The organism is Streptomyces sp. CB01881 (assembly GCF_002953255.1).
Classification (GTDB): Bacteria; Actinomycetota; Actinomycetes; order Streptomycetales; family Streptomycetaceae; genus Kitasatospora.
Map to the genome: position 1 here is coordinate 8,512,517 of NZ_CP026498.1, position 19,994 is coordinate 8,532,510.

Annotated in this window: 20 protein-coding genes and 1 other RNA gene; 9 read left to right on the top strand and 12 right to left on the bottom strand. The window is 73.9% G+C overall.

Annotation, left to right across the window (positions count from 1 at the left end; all coding sequences use genetic code 11):
• Positions 1-44 precede the first annotated feature (44 nt).
• Complete coding sequence (locus tag C2142_RS27215; protein ID WP_148645947.1) at positions 45-1,487, top strand: DHA2 family efflux MFS transporter permease subunit; 1,443 nt, start codon at positions 45-47, stop codon at positions 1,485-1,487.
• 13 nt (positions 1,488-1,500) lie between these two features.
• Positions 1,501-1,899: RNase P RNA component class A (gene rnpB / locus C2142_RS27220), an RNA gene on the top strand.
• A gap of 88 nt (positions 1,900-1,987) precedes the next feature.
• Here rnpB and C2142_RS27225 read toward each other — a convergent pair.
• Positions 1,988-2,245, bottom strand: coding sequence for a Prokaryotic metallothionein (locus tag C2142_RS27225; RefSeq protein ID WP_148645382.1), 258 nt, complete (start codon positions 2,243-2,245; stop codon positions 1,988-1,990).
• Between the two features lie 171 nt (positions 2,246-2,416).
• The gene (locus tag C2142_RS27230; protein ID WP_148645383.1) at positions 2,417-2,815 is read right to left on the bottom strand and encodes an ACT domain-containing protein; all 399 of its coding nucleotides are present in this window, start codon (positions 2,813-2,815) and stop codon (positions 2,417-2,419) included.
• A 172-nt stretch (positions 2,816-2,987) separates the two neighbouring features.
• Between C2142_RS27230 and C2142_RS27235 the strand changes: the two genes are divergently transcribed.
• A complete protein-coding gene (locus C2142_RS27235; RefSeq protein WP_148645948.1) occupies positions 2,988-3,656 on the top strand; it encodes a PadR family transcriptional regulator in 669 nt (222 codons plus the stop codon).
• Positions 3,657-3,693: 37 nt separating this feature from the next.
• Here the strand turns inward: C2142_RS27235 and C2142_RS27240 are convergent, their stop codons facing one another.
• Together C2142_RS27240 and C2142_RS27245 are read right to left on the bottom strand one after the other, a co-directional pair.
• Complete coding sequence (locus C2142_RS27240; protein ID WP_148645384.1) at positions 3,694-3,894, bottom strand: hypothetical protein; 201 nt, start codon at positions 3,892-3,894, stop codon at positions 3,694-3,696.
• A 60-nt stretch (positions 3,895-3,954) separates the two neighbouring features.
• Entirely contained in the window at positions 3,955-4,185 is a 231-nt protein-coding gene (locus C2142_RS27245) for a hypothetical protein (protein ID WP_148645385.1), read from the bottom strand.
• A 476-nt stretch (positions 4,186-4,661) separates the two neighbouring features.
• Here C2142_RS27245 and C2142_RS27250 point away from each other — a divergent pair, with 476 nt between their 5' ends.
• Positions 4,662-5,363, top strand: coding sequence for a bifunctional DNA primase/polymerase (locus tag C2142_RS27250; protein WP_148645386.1), 702 nt, complete (start codon positions 4,662-4,664; stop codon positions 5,361-5,363).
• Positions 5,364-5,384: 21 nt separating this feature from the next.
• Here C2142_RS27250 and map read toward each other — a convergent pair whose 3' ends face one another.
• On the bottom strand, positions 5,385-6,230 hold the full coding sequence (gene map, locus C2142_RS27255; protein ID WP_148645387.1) for a type I methionyl aminopeptidase: 846 nt from the start codon (positions 6,228-6,230) through the stop codon (positions 5,385-5,387).
• Positions 6,231-6,335: 105 nt separating this feature from the next.
• Here map and C2142_RS27260 point away from each other — a divergent pair, with 105 nt between their 5' ends.
• Positions 6,336-6,566, top strand: a complete 231-nt coding sequence (locus tag C2142_RS27260) for a hypothetical protein (protein WP_148645388.1) — start codon at positions 6,336-6,338, stop codon at positions 6,564-6,566.
• Between the two features lie 3 nt (positions 6,567-6,569).
• Here C2142_RS27260 and C2142_RS27265 read toward each other — a convergent pair whose 3' ends face one another.
• The 3 genes from C2142_RS27265 to C2142_RS27275 form a co-directional block, all read right to left on the bottom strand.
• Positions 6,570-7,244, bottom strand: coding sequence for a GNAT family N-acetyltransferase (locus C2142_RS27265; protein WP_241002805.1), 675 nt, complete (start codon positions 7,242-7,244; stop codon positions 6,570-6,572).
• Positions 7,245-7,315: 71 nt separating this feature from the next.
• Positions 7,316-8,707, bottom strand: coding sequence for an MFS transporter (locus C2142_RS27270; RefSeq protein ID WP_148645949.1), 1,392 nt, complete (start codon positions 8,705-8,707; stop codon positions 7,316-7,318).
• A gap of 252 nt (positions 8,708-8,959) precedes the next feature.
• Entirely contained in the window at positions 8,960-9,559 is a 600-nt protein-coding gene (locus C2142_RS27275; RefSeq protein WP_148645390.1) for a hypothetical protein, read from the bottom strand.
• A gap of 47 nt (positions 9,560-9,606) precedes the next feature.
• Here C2142_RS27275 and npdG point away from each other — a divergent pair, with 47 nt between their 5' ends.
• Both npdG and C2142_RS27285 read left to right on the top strand, forming a co-directional pair.
• A complete protein-coding gene (npdG, locus tag C2142_RS27280; RefSeq protein WP_148645391.1) occupies positions 9,607-10,299 on the top strand; it encodes an NADPH-dependent F420 reductase in 693 nt (230 codons plus the stop codon).
• Between the two features lie 129 nt (positions 10,300-10,428).
• Entirely contained in the window at positions 10,429-10,626 is a 198-nt protein-coding gene (locus C2142_RS27285) for a hypothetical protein (RefSeq protein WP_148645392.1), read from the top strand.
• Positions 10,627-10,648: 22 nt separating this feature from the next.
• On the opposite strand, the gene C2142_RS27290 is transcribed toward C2142_RS27285, so the two are convergent.
• Complete coding sequence (locus C2142_RS27290) at positions 10,649-11,464, bottom strand: site-2 protease family protein (protein ID WP_148645393.1); 816 nt, start codon at positions 11,462-11,464, stop codon at positions 10,649-10,651.
• A gap of 221 nt (positions 11,465-11,685) precedes the next feature.
• Between C2142_RS27290 and C2142_RS27295 the strand changes: the two genes are divergently transcribed.
• Positions 11,686-15,045: a BTAD domain-containing putative transcriptional regulator gene (locus tag C2142_RS27295; protein WP_148645394.1), complete on the top strand. Its 3,360-nt coding sequence runs from the start codon at positions 11,686-11,688 to the stop codon at positions 15,043-15,045.
• A gap of 79 nt (positions 15,046-15,124) precedes the next feature.
• Here the strand turns inward: C2142_RS27295 and C2142_RS27300 are convergent, their stop codons facing one another.
• The 3 genes from C2142_RS27300 to panB form a co-directional block, all read right to left on the bottom strand.
• Positions 15,125-15,937 (bottom strand): ABC transporter permease, encoded by an 813-nt coding sequence (locus C2142_RS27300; RefSeq protein ID WP_148645395.1) that lies wholly within the window; start codon positions 15,935-15,937, stop codon positions 15,125-15,127.
• Positions 15,934-16,956, bottom strand: coding sequence for an ATP-binding cassette domain-containing protein (locus C2142_RS27305; RefSeq protein WP_148645396.1), 1,023 nt, complete (start codon positions 16,954-16,956; stop codon positions 15,934-15,936). The genes C2142_RS27300 and C2142_RS27305 overlap by 4 nt, the downstream gene beginning before the upstream one ends.
• 238 nt (positions 16,957-17,194) lie before the next feature.
• A complete protein-coding gene (gene panB / locus C2142_RS27310) occupies positions 17,195-18,064 on the bottom strand; it encodes a 3-methyl-2-oxobutanoate hydroxymethyltransferase (RefSeq protein ID WP_148645397.1) in 870 nt (289 codons plus the stop codon).
• Positions 18,065-18,348: 284 nt separating this feature from the next.
• Between panB and C2142_RS27315 the strand changes: the two genes are divergently transcribed.
• Positions 18,349-19,986 (top strand): MFS transporter, encoded by a 1,638-nt coding sequence (locus C2142_RS27315; protein ID WP_148645398.1) that lies wholly within the window; start codon positions 18,349-18,351, stop codon positions 19,984-19,986.
• The last annotated feature ends 8 nt before the right edge of the window (positions 19,987-19,994 follow it).

Consider the following 19,994-nt stretch of genomic DNA (forward strand, 5'->3'; position numbering starts at 1 on the left):
CGCCGTCCGCCCCGCCGTCCGCCCCGCCCGGCCGGCGCCGCCGGCTGCTGGTCCTGGCGATCTGCTGCCTGAGCCTGTTCATCGTCGGGCTCGACAACACGGTGGTGAACATCGCCCTCCCGGCGATCCAGAAGGACCTCGACGCCCCCGCCTCCGGACTGCAGTGGATCATCGACGCCTACACCCTGGTGCTGGCCTCGCTGCTGATGCTGTTCGGCTCGGTGGCCGACCGCTTCGGCCGGCGCCGGGTGTTCCAGACCGGCCTGCTGCTCTTCGTGCTCGGCTCGCTGCTCTGCAGCCTGGCACCCAGCCTGGAGTGGCTGGTGGTGTTCCGCGCGGTGCAGGCGGTCGGCGGCTCGATGCTCAACCCGGTGGCGATGTCGATCATCACCAACACCTTCACCGAGCCGAGGGAACGGGCCCGGGCGATCGGTGTCTGGGGCGGCGTGGTCGGCATCTCGATGGCGCTGGGCCCGCTGCTCGGCGGCTTCCTGGTGGACGGCGCCGGCTGGCCGTCGATCTTCCTGATCAACGTCCCGGTCGGCCTGCTCGCCTGCGTGCTGACCGCCCGGTACGTCCCCGAGTCCCGCGCGCCGCGGGCCCGCCGGCTGGACCCGGTGGGCCAGCTGCTGATGGTGGCACTGCTCGGCTGCGGCACCGCCGCGATCATCGAGGGCCCCGAACACGGCTGGACGTCCCCGCTGATCCTGGCCCTCGCCGCGACCGCGCTCGCCGCGCTGACGGCCTTCCCGTTCTGGGAGCGCAGGGTCGCCGAACCGCTGGTCGACCCGCGGTTCTTCCGCAGCGCCCCGTTCACCGGTGCCACCGTGACGGCGGTCTGCGCCTTCGCGGCGCTCGGCGGCTTCCTCTTCCTCAACACGCTCTACCTCCAGAACGTCCGCCACTACAGCCCGGTGGAGGCGGGCCTGTGGACGCTGCCGATGGCCGGGATGATGCTGGTCTGCGCGCCGGTCTCCGGCCGGATCGTCGGCAGCCGGGGCCCGCGCGGCCCGCTGGTCGCGGCCGGGCTCGGCCTCACCGCCAGCGGCCTGCTGCTCACCCGGCTGGCCGCGGACTCCCCGGCGGCCCTGCTGCTGGCCGCCTACGCGCTGTTCGGCTTCGGCTTCGGCATGGTGAACGCGCCGATCACCAACGCCGCCGTCTCGGGCATGCCGCGGGCCCAGGCCGGCGTGGCGGCGGCGGTCGCCTCGACCAGCCGCCAGGTCGGGCAGTCGCTCGGTGTCGCGGTGATCGGCACCGTGGTCACCTCGGCGGTGGTCGGCCCGCTCGTCACCGGCTTCGCCCCGGCCAGCCACGCCGGCTGGTGGATCGTGACCGGCCTCGGCGTCGCCATCCTCCTCCTCGGCCTGGTCACCACGACCGCCTGGGCCACCGGCACCGCCGCCCGGGTCGCCGCCCGCCTCGGCGGCGAGGCACCCGTCGTCAGGCCCGCCGTACGGGAGGCCCCGCCCGAGCGGCTACCATGACCACTACGGCGGAAGAGTCGGCCGGGCGGTCGCGACGGGTCCTCAGGGCCCGCCGAGGAACGTCCGGGCTCCACAGAGCAGGGTGGTGGGTAACGCCCACCCGGGGTGACCCGCGGGACAGTGCCACAGAAAACAGACCGCCCGCGGCTTCGGCAGCGGGTAAGGGTGAAACGGTGGTGTAAGAGACCACCAGCGACCGGGGTGACCCGGCCGGCTAGGTAAACCCCACCTGGAGCAAGGTCAAGATCGGTGCCCTCGGGCGCCGTGCGCGGATGACCGAGGGCTGCTCGCCCGAGTCCGCGGGTAGACCGCACGAGGCTGTCGGCAACGGCAGCCCTAGATGGATGGCCGCCTCCCCGGGCCGCGCAAGCACCCCGGGAGACAGAACCCGGCGTACAGGCCGACTCTTCCGTCCTCAGGCGTGGTGAAGGCCCGTCGGACCGCTCAGCGGTCCGGCGGGCCTTTCGCCGTCCGTCCTCCGACGGGGCACTGCCCGCGGCTCAGGCCGGGTGGGCGCCGACCGCGTCGCGGATCTGTTCGCCGAGGCCGCCGTTGACGCGGGCGCAGTTGGCGCAGCAGAAGAACCGGCCCGCCACCTCCACGCCGTGGCCCACGATCCGGACCTGGCACTGTTCGCAGCGCGGCGCGAGCTTCTCCATCGCGCACTCGAAGCTGTCGAAGGTGTACACGTCGCCGGTGATGGTCTTGATCTCGAAGGCGAGCCAGTAGTCGTTGCCGCAGGTGACACAGATGGCCATGGTGGCCGTCTCCCTTCCGGTGGGGGCTGAACGGCCGGTCGGGCGCTCAGCCCTTCCCAGTGTCGGAGCGGCCCCCGGCACCGGCCACTCGGCCGCACCCGCCCGGAAGCATCGGGGGTCCGGACGGACCGGGAGGCCCGTACGCACCGGGGAGCCGGAAGCACCGGCGGCTCAGCCGGACCGGGACGACAGCTCCTCCAGTGCCCGGACCGCCCGGTCGGCCTCTTCGGCGCCGACGAACAGGTGGTCGTGGTGGAAGCCGGCCACCACGTTGCAGCTGATCCCCTCCTCGGCCAGCCGGCCCGCCACGGCGGCGGTCAGGCCGACGGCCTCCAGCGCCGAGTGGATCTTCAGCGTGATCCAGGCCGCCACGTACTCGTAGCGCAGGCCGAGTGCGTCCGCCTCCTCCTGCGCCACCACCACCGTCACCCCCTCGGGCTCGGCGACCGTGACCACCGGCCGCATCCCGGCGGGCACCTTCGCGGGCAGCGTGCAGTAGACGTACCGCCCCGGGTTGAGCTGCGGGCGCATTCCGCGCAGCAGGGTCGCAAGGTCTCGTTCACCGGCCATGCCCGCCACCGTAGCGGCTGGGCCCCTGCCGTACGGGGTGCCGGCCGACGACCGGACCGGCCGTGTCGGAAACCGTTGACGAGCGACAGTCGCCGATATATCGTCGAGTTATCGAGACAGTTACTCGACTGTCCGAACGACTGATGGACGAACGATGCAGGAGGTGGGCGCGATGCGCTCGGGACGACGATTTCGTGAGGAGGGCCCGCGCGGCGGACGGCGCCGCGGGCCGGGCCCGGAGTTCGGGGGGACGCCCGGGGAGGGCTTCGAGGGCCGGGAGGCGTTCGGCCCCTTCGGTCCGCCGCCGTTCGGGCCCGGGCGCCCGATGGGCGGGCCGTTCGGCGGCTTCGGCGGGCACGGGGGCCGTGGGCACGGCGGTCCGCGCGGCCGTCGCGGCGGGCGGGCGCGGCGCGGGGACGTGCGCGCGTCGCTGCTGGCGCTGCTCAAGGAGCGGCCGATGCACGGCTACGAGATGATCGCGGAGATCGCCGAGCGGACGGGCGGGGCCTGGCGGCCGAGCCCCGGCTCGATCTACCCGAACCTCCAGCTGCTGGAGGAGGAGGGCCTGATCACCGCGGAGGAGGTCGGCGGCAAGCGGCTGGTCTCGCTCACCGAGGCCGGCCGGGCGGAGGCCGAGGCGGGGGCCGCCGAGCCGTGGGCGGAGGCCGGCCGTGAGGTCGACTGGGAGGCCGTCCAGGAGGTCGGCCAGGCGCTCGGCGCGGTCGACCACGCGATCCGGCAGGTCATGACGACGGGCACGGAGGCGCAGCGGGCCAAGGGCCTGGCGGTGCTCAATGAGGCCCGCAAGAAGCTGTACCTGATCCTCGCCGAGGATGCGTAGCGGTCCGAGGGGGGTTGTCGGCGGACGGTGCCGCAGCTCAGGGGCGGATGGCGAACAGCGCCACGCACGCGAGCAGCAGCACCGTCCAGCCGAGCCAGAGCCAGGGGTTCGGGCCGAGCGCCGCGCTGTAGGCGCTGACCATCACCAGCAGCCCCGCGGTGACCGCGGCCACCTGCCGGTTGTGGTGCACCACCGTCCGGGACCTCGTCCTCGGGTGGTGCCGTACCGTCCTCGCCATGGCCGTTCTCCCTGGATCGGGCCCCCGGGGGCATGCGGTCGTCACCCGGGGGAGCGGCCGTCACCCGGAGGCGCGGGCGCTGGCCGCCTCGTCGTACTCGTAGCGCCAGTACCAGCTGACACCCCGCTGCTGCTTGGACCGGACGTACACCAGTGTGCGCGCGGGATTCTCCCCGTGCGCGGGGACCGGCACCTTGTAGGTCTTGGGCACGCCGTACATGGGTCCCAGGGGGATCGGCAGGATCCGGCCGTCCAGGGGGCCGCCGACGAATTCGGTCTCCGCGCTCTTCACTTCACCAGGGTCTCACCCCGCCGGGTTCTCCCGTCGCCGCAGGTGGCCGGTGGGTTGCCGTCCGGTGTCCGGGAGGTGAACAGCGGTCCGGGGTGCTCCGGAGGAGGGGGTGTGACGCGCAGGTGCCGGGAGTGTGACCGGAGAGGCACCGCCCCCGGTCATCCGAGGGCCCCGCGCACCCTTATCCTTCCTGTTACGCCCTCGGGGTTCACCCGGGTCAGCGGGCCCCGTACGGGCCGGGCAAGGCGCACGTCGGTGTGCCTGCCGGGCCACCGAGCCGCAGCGTCCGTGCTGCCGTGACTCCGTACCGTGACCCGGGCGTCGGCCGTCCGGCAACCCCGGCTCCGGCCGGCTGGGCGTGGACGGCAGGGCCGAGCACCATCCCGGGAAGCAGGCGGGGGTGCTGTGCGTTGCGTCGGAGTAGGACGTCGAGTGCTGTGTCACACCAGGCACGGCAGTGCGCGGAGAGGGGCCCGATGGAATCCGGCAGCAGGTGGACGACCTGGTGGCAGAAGCGTGATCGTCAGCGGGCCCGGTCGGCCGACGCGGACAGCCCCGCCGCCAGACTGGATCAGCTGCTCGGCGCCGTGCGCGCCGGTTTCCCGCTCGCGCCCGCCGCGCACCCGGCCGGGTACCGGTGTTCCTGTGACCGGGTCGCGTGTCCGGCCCCGGCCCAGCACCCGGTGTCCTTCGCGTGGCAGACCCAGGCGACCACCGACCCCGAGCAGGTCGGCCGCTGGCTCTCCCGCGACCCCCGGGCCAACTTCATCACCGCCACCGGCCGCGCCCACGACGTGCTGGACGTGCCCGCCGAGGCCGGCCGGCTGGCCCTGGAGCGGCTCACCGCGCTGGGCGTGGAGGGTCCGGTGGCCGCCGTCGGCGAGGACCGCTACCTGTTCTTCACCGCCACCCGGGGCACCCCGGTGGACGAGGACGAGTGGTGGCCGAGCGCCCTCGACTCCACCCCGGACACCATGTCCGAGCACCCCGGACTGCGCTGGCACTGCCGGGGCTCGTACACCCTGCTGCCGCCGGCCGCGCTGCCGGACGGCTCCGAGGTGCGCTGGCTGCGCGGGCCCGAGCAGCCCCTGCCGGACCCGCTGCGCGTCCTGGACGTGCTGACGGACGCCTGCACCGAGGTGGGCGCGGTCGCCGAGGAGCAGTGGCTGATCGGCTGACCGCGCCGTCCGTCCCGCCGGCTACGGCAGGGTGAGGATCTCCGCGCCGTCGGCCGTGACGACGAGGGTGTGCTCGAACTGGGCGGTGCGCTTGCGGTCCTTGGTGACGACCGTCCAGCCGTCGGCCCAGATCTCGTAGTCATAGGTGCCCAGGGTCAGCATCGGCTCGATGGTGAAGGTCATCCCGGGCTTGATCACCTCGGTGGCCCGCTCGCTGTCGTAGTGCGGGATGATCAGGCCGGAGTGGAACGACGTGTTGATGCCGTGCCCGGTGAAGTCCCGCACCACGCCGTAGCCGAAGCGCTTCGCGTAGGACTCGATGACCCGGCCGATGACGTTGACCTGGCGGCCGGGCTTGACCGCCTTGATGGCCCGGTTGAGCGACTCGCGGGTCCGTTCGACCAGCAGCCGCGACTCCTCGTCCACGTCGCCGCAGAGGTAGGTGGCGTTGAGGTCGCCGTGCACCCCGTGGATGTAGGCGGTGGCGTCGATGTTGACGATGTCGCCGTCCTGCAGCACGGTCGAGTCCGGGATGCCGTGGCAGATCACCTCGTTGACGGAGGTGCAGATCGACTTCGGGAAGCCCCGGTAGCCGAGGTCGGACGGGTAGGCGCCGTGGTCGCACATGTACTCGTGGGCGATGACGTCCAGGGCGTCCGTGGTGACGCCGGGCGCGATCAGCTTCGCGGCCTCCGCCATCGCCTGTGCGGCGATCCGGCTCGCGATCCGCATCTTCTCGATCGTCTCGGCGGTCTGCACCTCGGGCCCGGTGTACGGCGCCGGCGCGGGCCGTCCGACGTACTCGGGACGCGCGATGTGCGCCGGGACCTTGCGGGTGGGGGACTGGATGCCGGGTACGAGAGCCATGGCCGCGAGTCTATCCGCCGGTCCCGCCCCGGCCCGGGGCGTGCGGGGCGCCCCCGGCCGGGGAATGATCGGTACGACCTGCCACGCCGAACGGGAGTGACCGCCATGCCCCTGGGATTCCACCGCAAGCCGACCGGCAAGCCCGGTGAGTGGTTCTACTGCATCAAGCACGCCAAGGTGGAGGAGGGCCCCGAGTGCCCCGCCAAGGACCGCCTCGGCCCGTACGCCACCCGCGAGGAGGCCGCCCACGCGCTCCAGCTCGCCGACGAGCGCAACCGCGAGTGGAAGAACGACCCCCGCTGGGGCGACCGGCCGGCGGACGACCAGGCCGAGTAGCCGTCAGCGACCGCGGGGGCCCAGGTACTTCGCGCTGGTGAGCGGGGCGAGCACCCGCCAGCCGAGCGCGGTGTACAGCGCGTGGCCGTCCGGGGTCCCGGCGAGGACGCCGGTCTGGGCGCCCTGCTCGGCCGCCGCGGTGGCGAGCGCGCGCATGACCAGGCTGCCGAGGCCCCTGCGGCGGTGCCCGGGGTCGGTCTCGATCTGGTCGACGACGGCGGTCGGGCCGAGGGGGACGGTCTGGCCGCGGGCCGCCAGTGCGCCGGAGGCGTCGGTGACCATGGCGCGGACCACGCCGCCGCGGGTCCAGGTGCGCAGGCGGTAGCCGTCCGGGGCGGTCAGCCGGTGTGCGGGGGAGGGGGCCAGCGGGACGGTCATCAGGTAGCCGGGTTCGTCGTCGATCCACCAGTCGGGCCCGAGCCAGGGGGAGACGACCGCCGGGTCCGCGAAGACCTTGAGCCAGGTGCCCTCGGCGCGGACGGCGCCGGCGACCTTGCGGACGTCGGCCTCGCGCACGGCGTCACCGGTGGCGTCGAAGACGTGCCGGGTGACGTGGCCGCCGACGCCGACGTCGATGGTGTACCCCCACGGTTCGACGACGGGCGGCGCGGCCAGCCGCGACACGATCCACCCGTCGACCCAGCTGCGGACGACGTTCTCCGTCGTGGTCTCCAGCACGGCCACCCCTTCGCCCGGACGATCTGAACGAAGGAAGGGTAATAGGCTCAAGGTCATCGTGTCACTTACTTTTAGGTGGCAGGTGCCGCGGCCTCCGCCTTCGCCACCTCCGCCCGGTCCGTCCCGGTCGTGTCCGCCGTCGTCTCCGCCGCTGCCGCTGCCGCTGCCGCATCCGCTGCGGCCCGGTCCGCCGCGGCGCGCTCGTGCTCGGCGCGGACGGCGGCCGCGTGCGGGTCGGTGCGGTCGTCGTAGGCGAGCAGGGCGGGCAGTGCGGCGACCAGGGCCAGCACGCCGGCCACGCAGGCGACGCCGCCGACCCACACCGAGGCCCGGACGCCGACCAGCCCGGCCATCCCGCCGGCCCGGACCTGGCCGAGCTGCGGGCCGAGCGAGTAGCTGAGCAGCTCCACGCCGGCCATCCGCCCGCGGACCTCGTCCGGGATGGACTGGTTCCACAGCGTGGAGCGGGCGATGCCGCTGATCTGGTCGGCGCCGCCGGCCAGCGCCAGGCAGAGCAGGACGGCCCAGACGGAGGCGGTGAGCCCGGCCAGGGCCATCGCCGCGCCCCAGCCGAGGGCGGCGGCCACCAGCATCCGGCCCAGCCGGTGGACCCGGGAGGCCCAGCCGCTGGTCACCGAGACCGCCAGGGCGCCCACCGCCGAGGCGGAGTACATCAGGCCGAGCGCCCAGTCGGCGTCCAGCTCCGAGGCGAGGAAGGGGAAGACCGCCACCGGGAAGGCGAACAGCATCGCGACCAGGTCGACGGCGTACGTGCCCAGGAGGTCCTTGCGGCTCCAGGCGTACCGCACACCGGTCAGGACGGCCTGGACGGACGGCTTGTCGGCGCCGGTGGGCGGTGGCACGGCGCGGATCCGGGCGAGCAGCACCAGCGAGGCGGCGAAGGTGAGCACGTCCAGCGCGTACGCGGTCTGCACCCCGGCGAACGCCACGACGACCCCGGCCAGAGCCGGTCCGGCCACCGAACCGGCGTTGCGGTAGAGGGAGTTGAGTGCGAACGCGGCGGTCAGCTGGTTGTGCGGGACGATCCGCGGGGTGAGCGAGTCCAGCGCCGGGCGTTGCAGGCCGTCGGCGGCGGCGACCAGCGCGGCCACCAGGTAGACCGGCCAGAGCACCGGGGTCGGCAGCAGCGCGTTGAGCAGCAGGACGCCGCTGAGCAGCCCGAGCGCGGCCTCCGAGAACAGCACCAGCCTGCGGCGGTCCAGCGCGTCGGCGAGGGCACCGCCCCAGAGGCCGAAGACGACGAGCGGCACCAGCTCGAAGGCGCCGACCAGACCGACCGCGACGGAGGAGCCGGTGAGCTCCTTGATCTGCATCGGCACGGCGACGTACGTCAGAAAGCTGCCGAGGCTGGTGACACAGCCCGAAAGCCAGAGGAGCCGGAAGTCCCGCGAGGAGCGCCAGGGCGTCAGGTCGGGTCGCAGCGAGCGCAGCAGCGTCCGCAGCCGGCCGCTCGGGGGTGGTTCGGCGTCGTTCACGAAGCACCATCCTCGGCGGGCCGCTCACGCCCCCGCAACCGGTTTTCGGCACAGCCCGACGTTCCGTGCCGCCCGCGCCGCCCGACGTTCCGTGCCGCCCGCGCAGCCGACGTTCCGTGCCGCCCGTGCCGCCCGCCCCGAAACCCGGCGGGCCCGTCCACGGCCGAGCGCCTGCCGGCCTGTCGCCGGCCTGCCGCCCGTCGGCTGCCGTCCGCCGCCCTACCAGCGGCTGACCGTCGGTCCCGCGGTGAGCCGGGCGGCCAGCCCGGCCAGCCGGCCGAGCGCCGAGCGGCGGGCCGGCGGTTCCCCGGCGGCCACGCTGACCAGGTGCTGGGCGAGGTCGAACGGCTCCTCCTCGGCGGTCCCGACGGCCAGCCGCTCGTGCGCCAGGCCCGCCAGGTCCGTCCGGCCGGCGGCGCCGTCCAGGGCGAGCACCGTCGCCCCGCCGCGCCGGGCGTCCTGCACCCGCTCCAGCAGGCCCTCGCCGGCCGCGGTCGGGGCCACCACCAGCACGGTGGCCCCGCGTCCGGCCTCGGCCAGCCGCCGCAGGCCGTGCGCCAGGTGCGCCGGGGCCTCGGCGGGCACCCGGTGCCGTAGCAGGGTCGGGGCCAGCCGGGGGACGTCCGACCAGGCCGCCTCGTCCGCCAGGTGGGCGGCCAGGTGCCAGGGCTCGTACGCCTCGGTGCCGACCAGCAGCAGCCCGTCCGCACCCCGTCGGCCGACGGCGTGCCGCAGCGAGCCGGCGAAGCCGCCGACCGCCTCCAGCCAGCCCGTACCGGCCAGCCGCTCCCGGAGTGCCGAAACTCTCACCACGTCCATGGGGCACAGAATGTCGCGGCGGGCCGGGCGTTTGGCAGGATCGGCCCATGACTTCCCTCGATTCAGCGACAAACCCGGCCCACGAGCTGCCGGACGTCTCGCAGCTGGTGGTCGGTGTCCTCGGCGGCACCGGCGACCAGGGGCGGGGGCTCGCCCTGCGGCTGGCCAAGGCCGGCCAGCAGGTGATCATCGGCTCGCGCGACGCCGCCCGCGCCGAGGCCTCGGCGGCCGCGATCGGCCTCGGCGTGCGCGGCGCCGACAACGCGGCCACCGCGCGGGAGAGCGACATCGTGATCGTGGCCGTCCCGTGGGACGGCCACGCCGCCACCCTCTCCGCCCTGCGCGAGGAGCTGGCCGGCAAGATCGTGGTGGACTGCGTCAACCCGCTCGGCTTCGACAAGCAGGGCGCGTACGCGCTGGTGCCGGAGGAGGGCAGCGCCGCTCAGCAGGCCGCCGCCCTGCTGCCGGACTCCCGGGTCACCGCCGCCTTCCACCACCTCTCGGCGGTGCTGCTCCAGGACGAGGCCGTCGAGCGGATCGACACCGACGTGATGGTGCTCGGCGACGAGCGCGCCGCCACCGACGTGGTGCAGGCGCTGGCCGGCCGGATCCCGGGCATGCGCGGCATCTTCGCCGGCCGGCTGCGCAACGCCCACCAGGTCGAGTCGCTGGTGGCCAACCTGATCTCGGTCAACCGCCGGTACAAGGCCCACGCGGGCCTGCGGATCACCGACGTCTGAGACGTCCGGTCCGTGCGCCCGGCGGCCGGTGCGGACGCGCCGGGCGCCGGGCGCCCCCCTGGACCGGCTCCCGGGGTGAGGTCGGCGACAATGGGTGCCGACCGTCAGCCCGCGCTAGGAGCCCCCGCCATGCCCCGCACGTCCCTCTTCGCCTCGATCGTCGTCGTCCTCGCGCTGGCCGCCGCCGTGGTCTCCGTGGTGCAGGGCTGGTGGGTGGGGCTGATCTGGATCCCGATGGCGGGCATCGCCAGCAACGTCCTCTGGATGGACCTGCGCCGCGAGAAGCTGGCGAAGGCCAGGGCCGAGCGGGCCCAGAGCGCCGCCTAGGCCCCCGTCCTTCCGGCCGGTCCTAGTTCTTCCAGAAGGAGAACAGGTACCGGCCGAGCGTCGCGTAGTCGGCGTCCGCGCCGAACAGGCCCATCAGCCCGTGCACCGCGTCGAAGAAGAACCGGTTCACCTCGGGCTGCCAGAGCAGCGCGAAGACCGCCAGCATCCCGTACGGGGCGAACGGCTCGACCGCGCGCCGGGTCTTGTACGACAGCCAGGGCTCGATGATCCCGTAGCCGTCCAGGCCGGGCACCGGCAGCAGGTTCAGCAGGGCCGCGCTCAGCTGGAGCAGCCCGAGGAACCCGAGCGCGCCGGAGAACGGCGAGTAGGCCAGCTCGCGGCCGTACCACTCGGCGTGCACGGACGGGTCGTCCAGCCATCCCGCGCCGATCGGGATCAGCAGCAGGGCCGCGCAGACCAGGTTCACCAGCGGGCCGGCCGCCGAGATCAGGCTGTGCTTGAGCCGGCCGCTGATCCGGTGGCGCTCGATCCAGACCGAGCCGCCGGGCAGGCCGATGCCGCCGAAGATCATGAACACGATCGGCAGCACGAAGCTGAGCAGGACGTTGGTGTACTTGAGCGGGTTGAGCGTCAGGTAGCCCTTGGCGCCGACGGTGAGGTCGCCGCCGTGCAGCGCGGTGCGGGCGTGCGCGTACTCGTGCAGGCAGAGCGAGACCATCCAGCCCGCGACCACGAACAGGAACACCCCGAACGAGGCGTTGCCGTACCCCGAGTACACCGCCCAGCCGGACGTGGCCAGTATCGCGAGCAGCACCCAGAACACCGGGCTGATCCGGCGGTCCTCGCTGCGCGAGCGCTGCGTTGCGGCGAAGGTCATGGTGTGGGTGCTCCGGGTGTCTGGGGTGCGGGGGTCGGGGCTGCGGGCAGGGACCGATCATGCCGGGCCGGTCCGTCGCCGGACAAGCCGTCCAGGGTGAACGTACGACGACCGGGCCCCGGTTCCGTGCCTGCGCAGCGGTTCCGTGCCCGGGCCGCGGACTCCGCGGACGGCGCGGACAATTGTGCGCGGCAGCGGCGGCCATCGACCAGAATGGGCCGGTGCACTACGGCATCCTCGGAACCACCACGGCCCACCACGACGACGGCTCCCCCGTCCCGCTCGGCGGGGCCCGGCTGCGGGCGCTGCTCGCCGCGCTGGTCCTGCGGCAGGGGCGGCCGGTCCCGGCCGACCTCCTGGTGGACGAGGTGTGGGACACCGAGCCGCCGCAGGACTCCGCCGCCGCCCTGCAGACCCTGGTCGGCCGGCTGCGCCGCACCATCGGCCGTGACCGGGTCGGCTCCGGCCCGCCCGGCTACTGGCTGACCGAGCCGCACACCGACCTCGGCGAGTTCCAGCGGCTGGCCGGCGAGGGGCGCCGCGCGCTGGAGGACGCCGACCACGCGCTGGCCGCCGAGCGACTGCGCGCCGCCCTGGCCCTGTGGCGCGGCCCGGCCCTCGCCGACCTGCCCGACCGCAGCGGCCCCGCCATCCGGCTGGAGGCCCAGCGGGACGAGGCCCGCCGGCACCGGATCACCGCGGACCTCGGCCTCGGCCGGGCCGCCGAGCTGGTCGCCGAACTCGCCGAGCTCTGCGAACGGCAGCCGCTGGACGAGCCCCTGCAGTACCTGATGGTCCGGGCGTTGCACGAGAGCGGCCGCACCGCCGAGGCGCTGCGCCACTACGACCGGAGCAGGCGCGCGCTGGCGGACGAGCTCGGCGTCGACCCGGGGCGCCAACTCCAGGCCCTGTACGCCGAATTGCTGGCCCCCGCCGAGGCGGTCGAGCCCGTCGCGCGCGAGCGTGCCCAGTCGGCGGCCCCCCGGCCGCCCGCCGCCCAGTCGCCCCGCAGCGCGGGCAACCTGCGCGGCCGGCTGACCAGCTTCGTCGGCCGGGAGGGCGATCTCGCCTCCCTGCGCACCGCCCTGACCGGCAGTCGGCTGGTCACCCTGACCGGGCCCGGCGGCTCCGGCAAGACCAGGCTCTCGGTCGAGGCCGGCCGCGCCGAACAGGGCGCCGGGAGCTGGCCGGACGGCGTCTGGCTGGCCGAACTCGCCCCGCTGGAGAGCGCGGCCGCCGTCCCGGCCGCCGTGGTCTCCGCGCTCGGCCTGCGCGAGACCGTGCTGCACACCGGCGGCATGGTCGCCGACGTGATCGAGACCCGCACCGAGGACCCGCTGCGCCGGCTGGTCGAGCACTGCGGCCACCGCCGGATGCTCATCGTCCTGGACAACTGCGAACACCTGATCCAGGCCGCCGCCGACCTCGCCGACCAGCTGCTCGCCGAGTGCCCCGGCCTCACCGTCCTCGCCACCAGCCGCGAACCGCTCGGCGTGCCCGGCGAGACCGTCCTGCCGGTCGAGCCGCTGCCGGACCCGGTGGCGCTGCGCCTGCTCGCCGAGCGTGCCGCCTCCGCCAGTCCCGGTTTCGACCCGCAGGGCGACCCGGAGGCGTGCGCCGAGATCTGCCGCCGGCTCGACGGCCTTCCGCTCGCCATCGAACTGGCCGCCGCCAGGCTGCGGGTGATGACGGCCCGCCAGATCGCCGACCGCCTGGACGGCCGATTCGCGCTGCTCACCGGCGGAAGCCGCACCCTGCTGCCGCGCCAGCAGACCCTGCGGGCGGTCGTCGACTGGAGCTGGGACCTCCTCGGCAAGCGCGAACGGGCGGTGCTGCGGCGGCTGTCGGTGTTCGCCGGCGGCTGGACGCTGGAGGACGCCGAGTCGATCTGCGCCGACGACACCGAGGTGCCCCGCGAGGAGGTCGCCGACCAGCTGCTGTCGCTGGTCGACAAGTCGCTGCTGGTGGCCGACCTGGGCACGGACGGCCCGCCGCGCTACCGGATGCTGGAGACCATCCACGAGTACGCCGAGGAGCGGCTGGCCGCGGCGGCCGAGCGGGCCGAGACCGAGCGCCGCCACGTCGAGCACTTCCGGGAGCTGGTCCGCACCGCCGACCTGCACGTCCACGGCCCGGAGCAGCTGCACTGGCTGGCGGTGCTGGAGCGGGAGCAGGACAACATCCGGGCCGCGCTGCGCCGGGCGGTGGACGGCCGGGAGGAGCAGGAGGGGCTGGCCCTCGCGCTCGGCATGAGCTGGTACTGGTCGCTGCGCGGCTTCAGCCTGGAGGCGCGCGGCTGGTACGAGGCGGTGGCCGCGCTCGGACCGGACCCGTTCGACCCGGACGGCCCGCCGCCGGAGCCGCTGGAGCGGCACGTGCTGGAGTACGGCCTGCCGATGCCGCCCGGGGTGGTGGCGGAGGCCCGCCGGCAGATGGCGCTGTACCGGCTGGTCGGGCTCTTCGAGGGCAACCTCGACGTGCTGGCCGACGAGGAGGCGACGCGCCTCTCCCGGCAACTGCTGGAGGCCTACACCCCGGACCTCCCGCAGAGCTACCGGTTCCCGGGGCTGATGAGGGCGTTCGGGGCGTTCCTGGCGGGCCGGCTGGAGATCATGCGGGACCTGCTGGACGACGCGGTGGAGGGCTGCCGCCGCCACGGGGACGCCACCGACCTCGCGTTCATCCTGCAGATCCGGGCCAAGATGATGAACGACTGGCCCGGCGGCCTGGAGCAGTCGGTCCGCGACGGCGAGGAGTCGCTGGAGCTGTTCCGCCGTTCGGGCGACCGCTGGGGGATGTCCCAGGCGTACGCGGCCCACGGCGAGTCGATGGCCAATCAGGGCCGGGCCGAGGAGGCCGTCGACGCGTACCAGCGGGCGATCGAGCTGGCGGAGGAGCTCGGCGCCCCGCAGGAGGTGCCGATGCTGCGGGTCAACCTCGGCAACTCGCTGCTCGCCCGCGACCCCGTCGAGGGGGAGCGGCAGATCCGCGAGGCGCTGGCCGCCGCGGACCCGGACGAGAGCCAGGCGGCCAACGGCGCGGTGCTCTTCGGGCATCTGGTCCTCTGCGGGATCCACGCCCAGCGGGGCGAGTACGACGCCGCCCTGGCGGAGCTGGACCAGCTGAACTGGAACCGGACGGGCTTCTTCGCCCCCGGCCTGGTCGGCGGGATGCTGACGGTCACCCGGGGCTGGATCATGGCGCGGGCCGGGGACCCGGAGCGGGGGAGGGAGGTGGTCAACGAGGGCCGGCGGCTGCTGCACTCGGTGCCGGACGCCGCGAGCGGGTTCGCCGATCAGATGTCGATCATGATGGTGCCGGCGGCGGCCGGGGTGCTGCGGGCGTTCGCCGAGCGTGACGGCGACCTCGGCGCGGCCCGCCGGGCGGCGGTCCTGCTCGGCGCGCACGCGGGGCTGAACGGACCCAAGGGCGGCGGCTACCTGGAGCGCGTCGAGCGCGAGACCGCCGAGGCGCGCCTGCGCGGCCTGCTCGGTGACGAGGCGTACGAGGCGGCCGCCGCGGAGGGCGCGGCCAGGGCGGCCGGCCGGGTCGTGGACCTGCTCGACCTGATGAACGACTGACCGGCCGGCCCGCCTCGTCCCCGGAGGCGGGCCGGCCGGTGACCGGGTGGCCCGTGGTGCTGCCGGGCCGGGGCCGGGCTCAGGTCCGCTTGCGGAACCGGGCCACGGCGAGCGGTGCGAAGACCGCGGTGATGCCCACCGACCAGCCCAGCACGATCAGCACCGGGTGGGCCACCGCGCCCTCGCCGTTGAGCAGGGCCCGGCAGGCGTCGGCCAGCGCCGAGAGCGGGTTGACCTTGGTGAAGGACTGCAGCCAGCCCGGCATGGTGTCGGTCGGCGCGAAGATCGAGCTGCCGAACTGCATCGGCATCAGGACGAGCATCGAAACCCCCTGGACGGCCTGGGCACTGCTCAGCGCCATGCCGAGCAGCATCGAGATCCAGACGATCGACATGCCGAACACCAGGGAGAGGCCGACCGCCGCCAGCACCTCCAGCGGTCCCGTCTTCACCTCGAAGCCGAGGATCAGCGCGAAGCCGATCAGGATGGTGAAGGAGACCAGTGCCCGGCAGGTCTCCGCGACGATCTTGGAGAGCAGGACGGAGGCCCGGCCGATCGGCAGGGTCCGGAACCGGTCCATCACCCCGGTCTGGAAGTCGCTGTTCAGGCCGGTGCCGACGGCCATCGCCAGGGTGAGGCCGGTCTGCCCGAGCAGACCGGGGATCATGTACTGCTTGTAGGCGTCCTGGCCGCCGGAGATGGCGCCGCCGAAGACGTAGACGAAGAGCACGGTGAAGATGACCGGCATCAGCACCGCGTCGAACATCGACTCCGGGTCCGCCTTGATCCGCATCAGGTTGCGACGGGTCAGCGCGCCGATGTGGCGCAGCGTGCCGGACAGGCCGATCCGGGTGTCCTCCACCCGGGCGGGCGCGACGGTTGCGGTGGTCATGAGACGGGCTCCTTGGCGAGGCTGGGGGCGCTGTCCGCGGGGGCGGCGGACTTGCCGGTGATGGCGAGGAAGACCTCGTCCAGGCTGGGCACCTTGGTGTCGATGCCGGCGATGGCGAAGCCGCGGGTGCCGAGCACCCCGACCACGGCCGTCAGCTGGTCCTCGCCGGTGATCGGCACCGACAGCAGCCCGGTGTCGGCGGAGAAGGTGGCCTCGGCGATCCCGGTGTCGTGCAGGCAGCGTGCCATCTCGGGCAGTTCGGCGCCGTGGGCCGGGCGGACCTGGAGGGTCTGGCCGCCGACCTGGGCCTTGAGCTCGGCCACCTTCCCGGCGGCGATCACCCGGCCCCGGTCGATGACGGTCAGCTCGTCGGCGAGCTGCTCCGCCTCCTCCATGTACTGGGTGGTGAGCAGCACCGTGGAGCCCTCGGCGACCATCCGCTGCACCTCGTCCCAGACCTCGTTGCGGGTGCGCGGGTCCAGACCGGTGGTGGGCTCGTCCAGGTAGAGGACCCGGGGGCGGCCGATCATGGAGGCGGCGAGGTCGAGCCGGCGGCGCATGCCGCCGGAGTAGGTCTTCGCGACGCGCTTGGAGGCCTCGGTGAGCGAGAACCGCTCCAGCAGCTCGGCGGCGCGGGCCTTGGCGTCCTTGCGGGAGAGGTCGAGCAGCCGGCCGATCAGGTAGAGGTTCTCGTAGCCGGAGAGCATCTCGTCGACGGAGGCGTACTGGCCGGTGAGGCCGATGGTGCGGCGCAGCTGCTTGGGCTGGCGCAGCACGTCGTAGCCGCCGACGAAGGCGGTGCCGGCGTCCGGCTTGATCAGCGTGGAGAGGACGCGGACGAGCGTCGTCTTGCCCGCGCCGTTGGGGCCGAGCACACCGAGCACGGTGCCCTCGCGGACCGTGAGGTCGACCCCGTCGAGCGCCTTGGTGGCGCCGTAGTGCTTGACGATGCCGCGGACCTCCACGGCGTTGCCCGCGGCGGGCCCCCGGTCGTTCGGGGTGGTGGCGATTCGTGTCATGCCCCCAGGCTGTCCGGCCCGGCTGTCAGCGGGCTGTCACCGTCCGGCCGCCGCCGGGGGCCGCTGTCATCCCGCTGTCGCGCCGCTGACAGCGGGCTGACGGCGGCCGTTCCGGGTGGCGGGGGCCGGTGCGGCCGGGGGGCAGGGCGGCGGGGCCGGCGCGACCGGGGGCAGAGCGGCCGGGGCAGGGCAGGCCGAAGGCCCCGCTCCCGGCCGGGAGCGGGGCCCTGGCCCTGCGTCAGTGGAAGGTGTGCTCGGGCGCCGGGAAGGCGCCGGACTGCACGTCGTCGGCGAACGCGCGGGCGGCCTCGCCGAGCACGGCCCGCAGGTTGGCGTACTGCTTGACGAACTTCGGCACCCGGCCGGCGGTCATGCCCGCGAAGTCCGTCCAGACCAGGACCTGGGCGTCGCAGTCGACGCCCGCGCCGATGCCGACGGTGGGGACGGCCAGCTGTTCGGTCACCTGGGCGGCCAGCTCGGCGGGCACGGCCTCCAGGACGACGGCGAAGGCGCCCGCCTGCTGGACGGCCTTGGCGTCGCGCAGCAGCTGGTGCGCCGCCTCGTCGCCGCGGCCCTGGACGGGGTAGCCGCCGAGGGCGTGCACGGACTGCGGGGTGAGGCCGATGTGCGCCATCACCGGGATGCCTGCCTCGACCAGCAGCTCGATCGAGCGGGCGCTGCGCTCGCCGCCCTCCAGCTTGACCGCGCCGACCCCGGCCTCCTTCATCAGCCGGGCGGCGTTGTGCATGGCCTGCGCGGGGGACTCCTGGTAGGAGCCGAACGGCAGGTCGGCCACGATCATGGCCCGCTTGGTGCCGCGGACGACGGCGGCGGAGAGCATCACCATCTGATCCATGGTCACCGGCACGGTGGTCTCGTAGCCGAGGTGGCAGTTGCCCGCCGAGTCGCCGACCAGCAGGACGGGGGTGCCGGCCTCGTCGAAGACGCCCGCGGTGAGGGCGTCGTAGGCGGTGAGCATCGACCACTTCTCGCCGCGCTGCTTGGCGGCGGCGAGGTCGCGAACGGTGACGCGGCGATTGGTGACCCCGCCGTAGAGCGTGGCGGTCGACGCCTGGTTCTGGGCAGGCGAAGGCGAAGAAGCGTTCATCGAACAGGCTCCTGAAGGGTTGTCGTCTCGTGGCGCCGTGTGGCGTCCCCGGATCACCTCCATGCTTGCACGCCCCGCCACGCGCGCAAAGGGGCTTGCCGTGGGCGGGATGCGATCTACGGCACACCGGGCCGGGCGGGCGGTGTCCGGCAGGCCTTTGCCCCGACTTTACGAAACGGGCTCGTCTCGTATCGAAAATCGCGCTACGCTGGCCGAGGGGGTTACGAGACGCTTGCGACTCGGAATTGCCCGCCAGTGACACGCCACCACGGACGGGAACCGTCATGACCACCGCAGCCGCGCCACCTCGCGTGCCGGAAGCCATCCATCGCCGGCGCTGGGCGATCCTGGGCACCCTCGTGCTCGCCCTGCTCGTCGTCGTCCTCGACAACTCGATCCTCAACGTCGCGATGAAGACCATCGCGTCCCCCGCGCCGACCGGGCTCGGCGCCAGCCAGAGCGACCTGGAATGGTCGATCAACTCGTACACCCTGGTCTTCGCCGGGCTGCTCTTCACGGCCGGCCTGTTCGGCGACCGCTTCGGCCGCAAGCGCTCCCTGCTGGCCGGCATGGTGGTCTTCGGCATAGCCTCGCTGCTCTCCGCGATGGCCGCCTCGCCGGGTGAACTCATCGGCTACCGCGCCCTGATGGGCGTCGGCGGCGCGCTGGCGATGCCCGCGACGCTGGCCATCATCATGAACGTCTTCGAGCGCTCCGAGCAGCCCAAGGCGATCGGCATCTGGGCCGGCGCGGTCGGCCTGGCCATCGCCATCGGCCCGATCACCGGCGGCCTGCTGATCGAGCACTTCTGGTGGGGCTCGGTCTTCCTGGTCAACGTGCCGATCGTGATCGTCGCCGTGATCGCGATGGTGGTGCTGGTGCCCGAGTCGAAGGACCCGAACCCGGGCAGGCTCGACCCGGTCGGCGTGCTGCTCTCGATCATCGGCCTCGTCGCGCTGATCTACGGCATCATCAAGGGCGGCGAGCTGGCCGACTTCACCGCCGCCGGGGCCTGGGTGCCGATGCTGGTCGGCGTGGTGGCACTGGTCGCCTTCGTCTGGTTCGAGCGCCGCGCCGCGCACCCCGCGCTGGACGTCAGCTGGTTCCGCAACAAGGTGTTCAGCGCCTCCGTGGTCGTCGTCGGCGTGGTCTTCTTCGCGCTGATGGGCGTCTCCTTCTTCGGCGTCTTCTACACCCAGAGCGTGCGCGGCTACAGCGCCCTCCAGGCCGGTGTGCTGATGCTGCCGCTGGCCGTCGCCCAGCTGATGTTCGCGCCCCGGGCCCGACTGGTGGTCGACCGCTTCGGCGTCGCCGCCACCTGTGCCGGCGGCATGGTCCTGATCGCGGTCGGCTTCCTCGGCTACCTGCTGCTGGACGCGACGACCCCGATCTGGATCCTCGTGGTGCTGGGCTTCCTGATGGGTGCCGGCATGGCGCACGTCATGCCGCCGGTGACCGTCGCCATCATGGGCTCGCTGCCGCGCGAGAAGGCCGGCGCGGGCTCGGCGGTCAACAACACCTTCCGGCAGGTCGGCGGCTCGCTCGGGGTCGCCGTGCTCGGCGCGGTGCTCTCCACCGTCTACCGCGACGGCATGGCCGACAAGCTGGACCAGCTGCCGACCGAGGCGCTGCGCGAGAAGGCGGGGGAGTCCCTGGAGGCCACCCTGGCCGTCGCCGACCGGCTCGGCCCGCAGGGCGCCGCGCTGGTCGGGCCGGCCCATGACTCCTTCATCAACGCCATGCACGTGGTGGCCGGGCTCTCCGCCGGCATCACCGCGGTCGGCGCGCTGCTCGCCTGGTTCCTGCTCCCCGGCAGGTTGCCGGCGGGCGGCCCCGGCGCCGCGCCGGGCGCCACGCCCGCCCCGGAGGCGGCGGCCGGTGCCGCAGGCCCGGCGCGCGAGTCCGAGGTCGCCGGAACCTGACCCGGCCG

Excerpts from the sequence above, each read along its gene's own strand:
- C2142_RS27225 (WP_148645382.1), bottom strand. The coding sequence starts at position 2,245 with ATGGCCATCTGTGTCACCTGCGGCAACGACTACTGGCTCGCCTTCGAG.
- C2142_RS27230 (WP_148645383.1), bottom strand. The coding sequence starts at position 2,815 with ATGGCCGGTGAACGAGACCTTGCGACCCTGCTGCGCGGAATGCGCCCG.
- C2142_RS27235 (WP_148645948.1), top strand. The coding sequence starts at position 2,988 with ATGCGCTCGGGACGACGATTTCGTGAGGAGGGCCCGCGCGGCGGACGG.
- C2142_RS27240 (WP_148645384.1), bottom strand. The coding sequence starts at position 3,894 with ATGGCGAGGACGGTACGGCACCACCCGAGGACGAGGTCCCGGACGGTG.
- C2142_RS27250 (WP_148645386.1), top strand. The coding sequence starts at position 4,662 with ATGGAATCCGGCAGCAGGTGGACGACCTGGTGGCAGAAGCGTGATCGT.
- map (WP_148645387.1), bottom strand. The coding sequence starts at position 6,230 with ATGGCTCTCGTACCCGGCATCCAGTCCCCCACCCGCAAGGTCCCGGCG.
- C2142_RS27260 (WP_148645388.1), top strand. The coding sequence starts at position 6,336 with ATGCCCCTGGGATTCCACCGCAAGCCGACCGGCAAGCCCGGTGAGTGG.
- C2142_RS27275 (WP_148645390.1), bottom strand. The coding sequence starts at position 9,559 with ATGGACGTGGTGAGAGTTTCGGCACTCCGGGAGCGGCTGGCCGGTACG.
- npdG (WP_148645391.1), top strand. The coding sequence starts at position 9,607 with ATGACTTCCCTCGATTCAGCGACAAACCCGGCCCACGAGCTGCCGGAC.
- C2142_RS27285 (WP_148645392.1), top strand. The coding sequence starts at position 10,429 with ATGCCCCGCACGTCCCTCTTCGCCTCGATCGTCGTCGTCCTCGCGCTG.
- C2142_RS27290 (WP_148645393.1), bottom strand. The coding sequence starts at position 11,464 with ATGACCTTCGCCGCAACGCAGCGCTCGCGCAGCGAGGACCGCCGGATC.
- C2142_RS27300 (WP_148645395.1), bottom strand. The coding sequence starts at position 15,937 with ATGACCACCGCAACCGTCGCGCCCGCCCGGGTGGAGGACACCCGGATC.
- C2142_RS27305 (WP_148645396.1), bottom strand. The coding sequence starts at position 16,956 with ATGACACGAATCGCCACCACCCCGAACGACCGGGGGCCCGCCGCGGGC.
- panB (WP_148645397.1), bottom strand. The coding sequence starts at position 18,064 with ATGAACGCTTCTTCGCCTTCGCCTGCCCAGAACCAGGCGTCGACCGCC.
- C2142_RS27315 (WP_148645398.1), top strand. The coding sequence starts at position 18,349 with ATGACCACCGCAGCCGCGCCACCTCGCGTGCCGGAAGCCATCCATCGC.